11 protein-coding genes are annotated in these 10545 nt (G+C 50.3%); 9 read left to right on the forward strand and 2 right to left on the reverse strand.

Going from position 1 to position 10545, the window contains the following annotated elements; genetic code table 11:
• Window positions 1-134: 134 nt before the first annotated feature.
• The 9 genes from OKC30_RS17410 (at window position 135) to OKC30_RS17450 (ending at window position 6999) form a co-directional block, all read left to right on the forward strand.
• Entirely contained in the window at window positions 135-668 is a 534-nt protein-coding gene (locus OKC30_RS17410; protein WP_161507954.1) for a NifB/NifX family molybdenum-iron cluster-binding protein, read from the forward strand.
• 382 nt (window positions 669-1050) lie between these two features.
• Window positions 1051-2034, forward strand: coding sequence for an SLAC1 anion channel family protein (locus tag OKC30_RS17415; RefSeq protein ID WP_161507953.1), 984 nt, complete (start codon window positions 1051-1053; stop codon window positions 2032-2034).
• Window positions 2035-2069: 35 nt separating this feature from the next.
• A complete protein-coding gene (locus OKC30_RS17420; RefSeq protein WP_161507952.1) occupies window positions 2070-3779 on the forward strand; it encodes an FAD-dependent oxidoreductase in 1710 nt (569 codons plus the stop codon).
• Window positions 3780-3808: 29 nt separating this feature from the next.
• Complete coding sequence (locus tag OKC30_RS17425; protein WP_161507951.1) at window positions 3809-4150, forward strand: carboxymuconolactone decarboxylase family protein; 342 nt, start codon at window positions 3809-3811, stop codon at window positions 4148-4150.
• A 49-nt stretch (window positions 4151-4199) separates the two neighbouring features.
• On the forward strand, window positions 4200-4637 hold the full coding sequence (locus OKC30_RS17430; protein WP_161507950.1) for a PaaI family thioesterase: 438 nt from the start codon (window positions 4200-4202) through the stop codon (window positions 4635-4637).
• Window positions 4627-5487 carry an MBL fold metallo-hydrolase gene (locus tag OKC30_RS17435; protein WP_161507949.1) on the forward strand — a complete coding sequence of 287 codons (861 nt, stop codon included), beginning with the start codon at window positions 4627-4629 and terminating at the stop codon, window positions 5485-5487. Before OKC30_RS17430 ends, OKC30_RS17435 begins: the two co-directional genes overlap by 11 nt.
• Window positions 5488-5502: 15 nt before the next feature.
• Entirely contained in the window at window positions 5503-6036 is a 534-nt protein-coding gene (dsbB, locus tag OKC30_RS17440; protein WP_161507948.1) for a disulfide bond formation protein DsbB, read from the forward strand.
• Window positions 6037-6072: 36 nt separating this feature from the next.
• Window positions 6073-6396, forward strand: a complete 324-nt coding sequence (locus OKC30_RS17445) for a rhodanese-like domain-containing protein (RefSeq protein ID WP_161507947.1) — start codon at window positions 6073-6075, stop codon at window positions 6394-6396.
• A 123-nt stretch (window positions 6397-6519) separates the two neighbouring features.
• Window positions 6520-6999, forward strand: coding sequence for a Dps family protein (locus tag OKC30_RS17450; protein WP_442865839.1), 480 nt, complete (start codon window positions 6520-6522; stop codon window positions 6997-6999).
• A gap of 378 nt (window positions 7000-7377) precedes the next feature.
• On the opposite strand, the gene OKC30_RS17455 is transcribed toward OKC30_RS17450, so the two are convergent.
• Window positions 7378-10230, reverse strand: coding sequence for a DEAD/DEAH box helicase (locus tag OKC30_RS17455; RefSeq protein WP_161507945.1), 2853 nt, complete (start codon window positions 10228-10230; stop codon window positions 7378-7380).
• Between the two features lie 9 nt (window positions 10231-10239).
• Window positions 10240-10440 (reverse strand): hypothetical protein, encoded by a 201-nt coding sequence (locus OKC30_RS17460; RefSeq protein ID WP_270809719.1) that lies wholly within the window; start codon window positions 10438-10440, stop codon window positions 10240-10242.
• Window positions 10441-10545 lie beyond the last annotated feature (105 nt).

A 10545-nucleotide genomic window follows, 5' to 3' on the forward strand; every position in this document is an offset into this window, starting at 1 on the left:
AGGAGGTCACATGGAAGATCAGATCCTGGAAAACGGGAATGGTTCCGTTCAGGGCGCTACTTGTGTATAAGAGTCAGGTCTAACACAGGGCAAGGCGCTGATGATGCACCTTGAGGACGAAGGAGATTCAAAAAATGATCACTGCCATTCCAATGAATGATGATCGGGTCGCCAACCATTTTACCAAGGCAAATTGCCTGGTGTTCCTGGATGAGCGAGGCATTGAAATTAACCGGGTTGATAATCCGGCCTTAGCAGAAGGTTGTGCAGGGAAGCAGAAAATGGTCGATCTGTTGGCCGAGCAGCAGGTCGATCGGATTGTAGTTCGCAATATCGGCGAGCAGATGTTAGGTAAATTGTTGGCGCGGCAGTTTGCCGTGTATCAGACAAACTGTGGTCGTCGTTCAGCCCATGAGCTGGTTGATCCGATTGCCAGCGGTTTACTGCAATTGCATCAGGCTAGCCAAGGCCGTCAATCGCTGAATCATGAAGCGAAGGCAAAATCTGGTGGTTGTGGTTGCCACCATCCAGAGGGAGAGCATTCAGACGCTTGCTGTCACACTGCTAATTCCCCTCGCCAAGAAATGGCTCCTAGCCAACGGAATCAGATGCGTAGACAAGATTGTGGTCGCCACGGCCAGGGTCGTGGCCGATGCTGCCAATCCTGAGTCAATGGGCGCTGCCGATATTGTTCACTTGGCTGAGCTTTATGGGCGTCTCGTCGCTGTTCTGGCTCCGACAAGTTCGCAAGCGGAAACAGGAATTGTCCACCGAAGCTGACGAAGAGCGGCTTTGCGGTTGTCATACGCGATGTGACGAACATTTGTACCAGATAGCCGAGCCAGTTAAACAGCAACGCTAAATTTTTAGCGACGCCATAGTCGATAAAACGTAGGCAATGGTTCTGGCTGGAAATTAGTTTAATCTCCAGCCAGATACTCATTGTAACTCTATCATTATCGGGGTGGTGAAGCAGAGGTGTAATACACTGCATTAGATGATGCTAATGCAATGAATTGAATAAAATCATTCCAAATGGTGGATTTCAACATGACCTTAAATATAGACAGCCCTGAATCCGCACCGGCTTTGCCCCGGATTGCTTATTTCCCTGTGTCATTTTTTTCAATGATTATGGGACTATCTGGTTTTACTCTGGCTTGGAAAGCTGCCGCTGGGATTTTTTCATCTGGTACAGATATCTGGATCGTATTCGCTTACGCAACATCCATAGCAATGATCTTTGTGTCAATTTTTTATGCTATAAAAATATGGCATTACCCACATGCAGTACTAGAAGAAATCCACCACCCAGTGCGGATAAACTTCTTCCCATCTTTTTCTATAAGCCTATTGCTACTCTCTGTTGTTTGGCAGCAAGAAACCATAGTATCCACTTATTTATGGATGGTAGGGACAGCCTTGCAAATTGCTTTCACCTTATATGTGATGAGCAGCTGGATCCACCACACTCACTACACACTATCACATGCGAATCCAAGCTGGTTTATCCCAGTGGTGGGTAACATTATTGTTCCTATTACTGGTAGCCAATTAGGCTATATCGAGTTGAGCTGGTTTTGTTTTAGCATCGGAATCGTTTTTTGGCTCGTGTTGTTGACGATCATCATGTATCGGCTGTTCTTTCATGAACCATTACCTGCTCGCATGACACCCATGTTGTTTATTCTTCTTGCACCGCCATCTGTAGGATTTATTTCCTATACCAGTATGGTCGGGGAACTAGATGCTTTTGCTCGGATCATTTATTACATTGCACTGTTTCTGAGTTTGTTGCTTGCAATGAATATATTTAGATTCATCAAAGTTCCATTTTTTATTTCTTCTTGGGCTTATTCATTCCCTGTAGCCGCTTTAACTGTTGCCACTATAAAGATGGCACATTTAACTTCATCCCTATTCTTTCAAACCATATCAGTCGTACTGTTATGCATGCTGACTGGCTTATTACTCTGGCTGGTAACTCGAACCGTTAAAGCGATATTCGCTGCTGAATTTTGCCGACCGGAATGACACATTGTGAATTGATAGCACAGTAAGGAATTAATATGACGAAGATTGTAATTATTGGTGGTGTAGCCGGAGGGGCTTCAGCTGCTGCTCGGGCTCGACGAGTTTCTGAAGATGCAGAAATTATCATTCTGGAGCGAGGTGAGTTTGTCTCTTTTGCCAACTGTGGTTTGCCGTATCATATCAGTGGTGAAATAGATAGCCGTGAAGCATTACTACTTCAGACTCCAGAAAGTTTCAAAAAAAGATTTAACGTTGACGTGCGCGTTCTCAATGAAGTTACGCATATTGACCCAATCAAAAAAATAGTCACCGTCAAGCGTATCCAAACAGGAGAGATATATCAGGAGTCTTATGACAAGTTGTTATTGAGTCCTGGCGCGTCTCCCGTGAAGCCTGCGATACCAGGGATCGCGAATAGTCACGTTTATAGTCTGCGTAATATCCCCGACATGGACAAGATCTTGGTGATGTTGGCCGCCGAGAAGCCAAAACATGCCACGGTCGTTGGTGGCGGATTCATCGGGTTGGAGATGGTGGAGGCCCTGCATCGACGCGGTGTTGCCGTCACGTTATTAGAGCTTTCTGACCAAGTTATGGCTCCAGTTGATCGAGAGATGGCAGCCATGCTGCATCAGCACATGCGGGATAAGGGGATCGATCTTCGCCTCAAAACAGGCTTGGCGGCTATTTCTGTTGCTGATTTTTGTCCGGCTGAGCCTGAGTCAACCGGGGTTTATGATCAACCAGCTACACATACGCACAACCTTAATCTGATGCTCAGCTCAGGCGATATGTTGCCAACAGGCATGGTCATTTTGGCGATCGGCGTGAAACCAGAAACAACACTGGCCTCGACAGCAGGTCTGGCGTTGGGGGATTTGGGTGGCATCAAGGTCAATAGTGCCATGCAGACATCAGATCCGGATATCTACGCGGTTGGCGATGTTATCGAGACGGAGAACTTTATTACCGGCGAAGCGGCGTTGGTTCCCTTAGCTGGTCCTGCGAATCGGCAGGGGCGTATTGCAGCTGACAATATGCTTGGTCGCCACGAGCATTATCGCCGGACACAAGGCACCGCGATCTGCAAAGTGTTTGATATGGCCATTGGCAGTACAGGCTTGAACGAAAAAACGCTCAAGCGGCTGAATATGACCTATGAAAAGATTTACGTGCATACCGCTAGCCACGCCAGTTACTACCCCGGTGCTCACCCGGTAACCTTGAAATTACTGTTTGATCCTACGGATGGTCAGATCCTGGGAGCTCAGGCCGCTGGTTTGGATGGTATCGACAAACGAATTGATGTTTTAGCCGTTGCGCAACGAGCCCGTATGACCGTTCAGCAGTTGGCTGATCTGGAATTGACGTATGCGCCACCGTTTGGTTCGGCGCGCGATGTGGTGAACCAAGCCGGTATGGTTGCCAGTAATGTGATGAATGGTGATGAGGCGATATGTCACACCGAAGAGCTATTACTGGGAGCCTCCGATCAAGTGGTTCTGGATGTTCGAAATCCGCCAGAGTTAGAAGCGTCAGGCTCCTTTCCGAATGCGTTGAACATTCCACTCGATGAGTTGCGGGATCGCTTATATACGCTGCCTGTCGATAAAGAAATTCTGGTGGCTTGTCAGGTGGGGCTGCGGGGACATGTAGCCTATCGCATGTTGGTACAAAATGGTTTTCAGGCTCGCAATCTGACCGGAGGTTATAAGACCTACCAGATGGTTACCGATACGCTTTGAGTAGTAACAACATAAAGTTGGGGTGTTTTATGGCAAAAAATTACACAGAAATTAATCAGGAACAGCGCCAGTTCGGCTCGGCTTATCGCAAGGCGAGCCCGGATACCATGAATGCATTTCTGGCTCTGCACAAGGCCGCAATGCGTGAGGGTGAACTGAGCGTCAAACACAAGGAGCTGATTGCAACTGCAATCTCAATAGCGGCCCGCTGTGATGGATGTATCGGGGCCCATGTTGCGGCGGCACTGAAAGCTGGGGCCAGCAAGCAAGAGCTGGTCGAAACCATCGATGTGGCTGTATTGATGGGAGGTGGCCCTGCGGTGATCTATGGCACTCAGGCACTGGCGGCGGTGGAAGAGTTGGCCAATTAATTGGTGGCAGGAAGCGGCAGACACTTTGTCTGCCGCTAAGTAGGAACGGATGAACAGTTATCAACATGCTCAACGGAGTCACGCTCACTGCATGGTCTGTGGTTTGCGTGAGCATAATTCAGACTCTTTGGGATTAGTTTTCTCCCCGCAATTTGACGGCACTGTGAGTGCTCCCTTTGTGGTCAGTCCCAAACACCAAGGGTATACAGGCTTGTTGCATGGGGGTATGACATCAACGTTGCTGGATGCGGCCATGACTCATTGTCTCTTTTCGCAAGGAATTCAGGCACTGACTGCCGAGTTGACGGTACGGTTCATGGAACCGATTCGCTTGGGGCAGACGCTGATGGTCTGCGCAAAAATGCTTGGCCAGCGCCGCGGCATTTATCAGCTCGAGGCTTGGTTGATGGCCGGGCAGCAAAAGGTGGCACGGGCTTCTGCCAAGTTTATTGCCCCATCACCAGGGAGCCTGGCTCATGGCAATTAACGTAGAACTCACCGTCCTTTGTGACAATCATGCTCAGGGCGAGTTGCAGGCCGAGCACGGTCTGGCTTTCTGGATGGATGCTCCTGAGTTGCAACTCCTGTTCGACACAGGATCCGGGCAAACGCTGGCGCAAAACGCTGCGCAACTGCAGATCCCGCTAGACGAGTGCCAGATGGTGGTCCTCAGCCATGGTCACTATGACCACACGGGTGGGTTGAGAGAGCTCTGGCAACAAGGAGTGACCTGTCCTGTGATGGCGCATCCCAGCGTCATCTTGCCGCGTTACAGCCGCCACCCGGGCAAGCCGGTGCGACGCATCGGTATGCCGACGGACGTTGTCCGCCAGATATGGCAACTGCCGACAACTATGCGGCTTTGGAATCTAGATCCACAACTGCTGACGCCCTATTGGGGCACCAGTGGCGAAATTCCGCGCCTAGATCCCCTGGAAGATGTGGGTGGCCCATTTTTTCTCGATGCCGAGGGTTTTGAGTCCGATGAACTGCCTGATGATCAGGCGCTGTGGTTCAACACCCCAAAAGGGCTGGTGATCGTATTGGGGTGTTGTCATTCCGGACTCATCAATACCATCACCCACCTGCGTCAGGTAACGGGAATACTCAAGGTGGCGGGTCTTATCGGCGGTTTGCACCTGTTGCATGCCGATGAGTCTCGTCTGGCCCATACGATGAGTTTTCTCAAACGATGCCAGCTGGATTTTCTGCGTCTTGGTCACTGCACCGGTGATAGTGTCATCGAGCGCATTCAACGTGAATTGCCAGAGGTTGATGTTCAATCACTGCAGGTTGGAGCCCGATATGTCATCGAGGCGCAGCGAATTGTCACTTAAGGAAGAGGTGTCATCATGATTGCTTATTTGCAAGGGATCACGCAGCAACGATGGTCCTGGGTGTTACTGTTGGTTTCAGCGTTATTTTTGGAACTCTGCGCCATGTTGTTCCAACACGGATTGGGATTGTTTCCCTGTGTCATGTGTGTGTATGAGCGCATCGCCACCATGGGTCTGATGGCGGCGGCGCTGGTCGCGCTGATCGATCCGAAACGGGCGCTGTTTCGTTGGTTGGGGATCCTGATCTGGGGCTACAGTGCCATTCGTGGGTTACAGCTAGCTCTAAAGCACGTGGATTACCTGCTGAACCCGTCCCCCTTCAACACCTGCAGCGTGTTGCCGGATTTCCCCAGTTGGTTACCACTGGACACTTGGGCACCGTGGTTTTTTGCCGCCTATGCCGATTGTGCAGAACGGCAGTGGTCATTGTTGGGGTGGGAGTTGCCCCAGTGGTTGGTGCCGATTTTTGCCCTCTATCTGGTGATCTGGCTGGTGATCTTTATTGCCAACCTGGCGCAGAAAGGGCGTTTTGGTACCTGTGGTGAATAAAGCTGTACGAATCTACCGATGAATAAGGAGCAACGAATGTTGATGCGAACCCTGTTACTAGGTGCTGCCTTGCTGGCGAGCCTGAGCGTGCAGGCCAAGGAGTGGTTAATTGATGTGCGAACGGCCGAGGAATTTTCAGCAGATCATGTTGCTGGTGCAACAAATATCGAGTTCCAGCAGATAGTGCCGCAAGTATCCAAACTGGGCATCGCCAAGCAAGAGCCGATCCGCCTGTATTGCCGCTCCGGACGTCGGGCTGAGTCTGCGCGACAGGCTCTAATCCATAATGGGTATGAGAATGTTATAAACCTAGGCTCAATATCTGATGCAAAAATTAAATGGAAGTCGAAAAAGTCATAACCGACATATCGACAGACATTTTTATCAGCGGAAACTAATTACTTGAATTTGCTTTTTTCGTATAAGTATCAAGCGTGACACATGTTGTACCTAACGTGTGTGAATTTTAATAGAAGGAGAGTCATGATGAGCAAGCAAATAATTGACATTGGCATTTCTGAGTCTGCCAGATTGGAGATTGCCGAAGGATTGTCTCGGCTATTGGCAGACAGTTATACCTTGTATATTAAGACACACTACTACCATTGGAATGTAACAGGACCAATGTTTAATAGTTTGCACCTAATGTTTGAAAATCAATACAACGAGCTAGCGTTGGCGGTAGATCTCATTGCTGAGCGTATTCGTTCATTGGGTTGTTTTGCTCCTGGAACCTATCATGAATTTTCTCGCATGACAGTAATCAAAGAAGATCATGATGTTCCTGCTGCCATGGTGATGATTGCCAACCTTGTTATGGGCCAGGAGGCCGTTGTTAAAACAGCTCGGTCCTTATTTCCTCTGGTTGAGGCCGCAAATGATGAAGCGACCGCTGACTTGTTGACACAACGTATCCAATTACACGAGAAGACGGCTTGGATGCTACGTAGCCTACTTGAGTAATTGCTTAGTGATGTCAGATATGATTAGACCACTACATTCCATACGCAAGATAAACTAATGAGTAACCACGAACGGAACCCCCTAGCCCCATCAAGGCTAGGGGGTTAACATCATCTAAACAGTGCCGTGTAGTTAGGGAAGGTGCGAATAAGCGGGGAAATTCTTCTCGGCTGACTCAGTCATTTCATTTCTTCATGTTTGAGCCGATTTTTTCTCCCGTAAATGCCTTGAATCAGCCTATTTAGACCGTTTCTTCGCCATTTAAGGCGCTATTTGTTGATCAGCCCCCTCATCCCCGTCAATCAAGGGTCTCATTAAAATCTTTGATTGACAATCATGAAGTAAAGTTGCCCGCTATACAATCAACAGGGTCAAAACTTAAGACACCTCATGCTCACTCACCAGGCCGTCAATACTGCGGCTTAGGTCAATATCGTCGTGAGGGATAAGCACGTAGCGCCACGGTTTACCTGAATGCTCGATAGCGTGTTCGTTGGCGTATTTACACCAACGTACAGCGGCTCTTGCCTTGGCTTGCACTTCAACTGAAGCGACGTCCATTGCTTTTTTGGGCTCGATCAGCAGGAAGGCGTCTTGGGTCTCCACCACGAAGTCCGGTTCATAGTTCTGGCCATTGGCATACTCGATCCGGAACTGACCAGGTGCAGGCTTCATCCACTTGAGCACGCTGGCATCCCCTTCGAGGATCTGCGCCAAGCGCCACTCACCATCCACTGAATCGAACTTCTGGTACGGATAGCAGCATTTACGAAAACCAGTGAACAGCATCTGCCGCACCCGGCTCTTCTCTCCCGCCGGAACAGGCGCCCGGAAATCTCGTGGTTGTTCATCGTGGGCGTAGTTGAAGGTGGCCGGACGCAAGACATCAAAGCCTTTGGTGACACTGCCGACATAATCGGTTGGTGTCGTCCACATATGCTGTTTCATCTGCGCCCAGATGAAATCAGCCAGCTGGCGGCCTTGGGTTTTGAGCAAAACTTCGGCTTCTTCATCTGTTAGATAGGTTTTCAGATGAGCAACCATCTGCCCAGCAAGACGGTATAGGGTTGCAGCATGCTCGTCATAATCAATTTCGTCATGATCGAAGAGATGATGAACCAGGTAGTCCTCCAACCGCGCCTCGGTCATGCCACCACGCGCCCAACTGATGGTGCTGGTGCTGTTGTCTTTCAAGTTGCGCAGCAACATTTCCTGGCTACCCGGTCGCATGGCAATACTGCTCAGTCCACCGAGGTCAAACTCGCTAAATCCGTAGTTCACCTCGCGCGTCGGCAGAATCACAATCTGCGGAATATCGATGGTGTATTCCGCCAGTTTTTCCGTGATCTGTCCGACCAGCACACCGATACTCTTTTCGTCTATCTCAACCGGAGCAACCGGCTCAGGCAAGTTCATACCAGTAAGCTCAGGCTGTACCTCAGAGGTGGAGACGGGGGGGAATATCTCCTTCATCACCTGCTGCACCTTGCGCGTGACGCTTTGCAGCACTTCGGGCGTGTTCAGCTGTTTGCTGCTCCCCAGTCGCTTAGCCTCTTCACTAACAATCTTGACGGTGATCTCCGCCACGCGCCGTTGGGCTTCGGTAGCCAGAACCGGTTTTACCGATGTGTTACCCGCCGGATTTGTCGCCACATACGGTGCGGCGAACGGCTCCTTAATTTGGTTCCCTTCACCATCGGTCGGCAAGCGCCCTAACAAGGTTTCAGCCAGTGAAGGCACTATCACTTGATTAGGCTTGTGCTCCGGGATCCCGTTTTCATCGTCATCCGCACCGATAAACAGGGTCTGCTTGATGATGGAGTCTTCCTCATTGGCGCGATCAATGATTTCCTGAAAGCGGTCGTGGGCAATGATCGTCAAACGATCAACCGCTTCTACACCGGTGCGTTTGCCATAGGGCAGACGCAAGCCGCGGCCAATGGTCTGTTCGGTCAAAATCTCAGACGCAGATGCCCGCAAAGGCACTATGGTGTAGAGGTTGGTGACATCCCAGCCCTCTTTGAGCTTGTTAACGTGAATGACAATCTCGGTGTTCTTGTCGTGTTCTACCGCTAACAGCCGCTGCGTATTTTCGTCCGACTCCTGCCCAGTCTGGTTGGAGTGAACGGTAATGACCTTGCCCTTATAGGCACCATTGAAGAATTCGTTATCTTCGATCCTGGCCTTGATGGTTTCGGCGTGGGTTGTGTCCTGTGCCACCACCAGCATGAAAGGCTTAACCAGTTGCCGACCTGTGTTGTTGGCATAGCTGGCCAGTTCGGTCTTCACGTATTCATGATGGTGGATACCATCTTCCAGCTTGATGGTTTCAAGCTGCTGCTCACTGTAGCTACTGGCTTTGAAGTCTTTACGGGTGGCAACTGCCGGGGTCTTGATATAGCCGTCATTCAGCGCACGGGCCAACGGGTAGTGATAGACGATGTTCTTGAAATCGCGTGGCTTGGCCCCGGTAGTCTTCGGCGTGGCGGTCAGCTCGATGCCCAGTACGGGTTTAAGATCATTGATGGCTGTTGCGCCAGAATCTGCATAGTAGCGGTGTGCCTCATCCATCAGCACCACCAGATCGGGCAAGTCCGCCAGATAGTTGAAGTAGGAGTCGCCGATATACTCCTGGATGCGACGGATCTTCGCCTGCTTGGATTTGGCCGCCCCTTGCTTGTTCTCCAGCGCATTGATCTTGGAGACATTGAAAATGTTGATATGCGGCGCCGTCTCCGCCGCGAACATATCGCCCGTCATGCCAAGGGTGACCGTTTGATCCAGACGCACACCACGCCCTTCCTGATAGTCATCACCAGTGATCAATACCGGTGGTGTCTGGGCCAGTTCCGGGATGCCTTGAAACACATATTTGGGCGAGCCCGGCAGGAAATCCTGTTTCAGCTTTTCATAGATGGTCAGGTTTGGCGCCAACACAAAAAAATGGCTGCTACGACCGGTCAGATAGAGCCATGCGATCATGGCCCCCATCAGACGGGTTTTCCCAACCCCGGTTGCCAGGGCAAAACAGAGTGAGGGGAAGTCACGCTCAAAGCTCTTGAAGGGCAGCATCTCGGTTTTGAGGAACTCAATCCAGCGCTGCAGATCCGGCTCTTTATCCAGATTTAACTGCTCCAGCAGACGGCAAAGGATCGCGAGCGATTCACTCTGCGGCTTGCGCAGAGAAAGACGCGCGCCGATCTGGTTGGCAATAGTGGTCCCGTTGCTCATGGCTGTTCCTTATTCTTCGCTGTCGTCATCCGCCCACTCATCGTCCTGCTCTTCCGGCAGCACATTCAGAGTGAAGCTGTAATCGTCATGATCCCACTCGCACTTGTTCAGAATTACCTTGGGGATCTTTTTCAGCGTCAAATTCGGAAACTCGGCACCCTCGGCCATAAACGCCTTGCAGCAAATCAACAGGCTGCGCTCAGCACCCACCTCTTCGCTGATGCGCTTAAGCTGGTCACATGTACAGGATCTTTAGCGCCAACCAATTGAAATAGATATAAAAAAGGCTTCGTTTGTGATCTAATTTTATCGCCA

Source organism: Aeromonas sp. QDB18 (assembly GCF_027705325.1).
GTDB lineage: Bacteria > Pseudomonadota > Gammaproteobacteria > Enterobacterales > Aeromonadaceae > Aeromonas > Aeromonas caviae.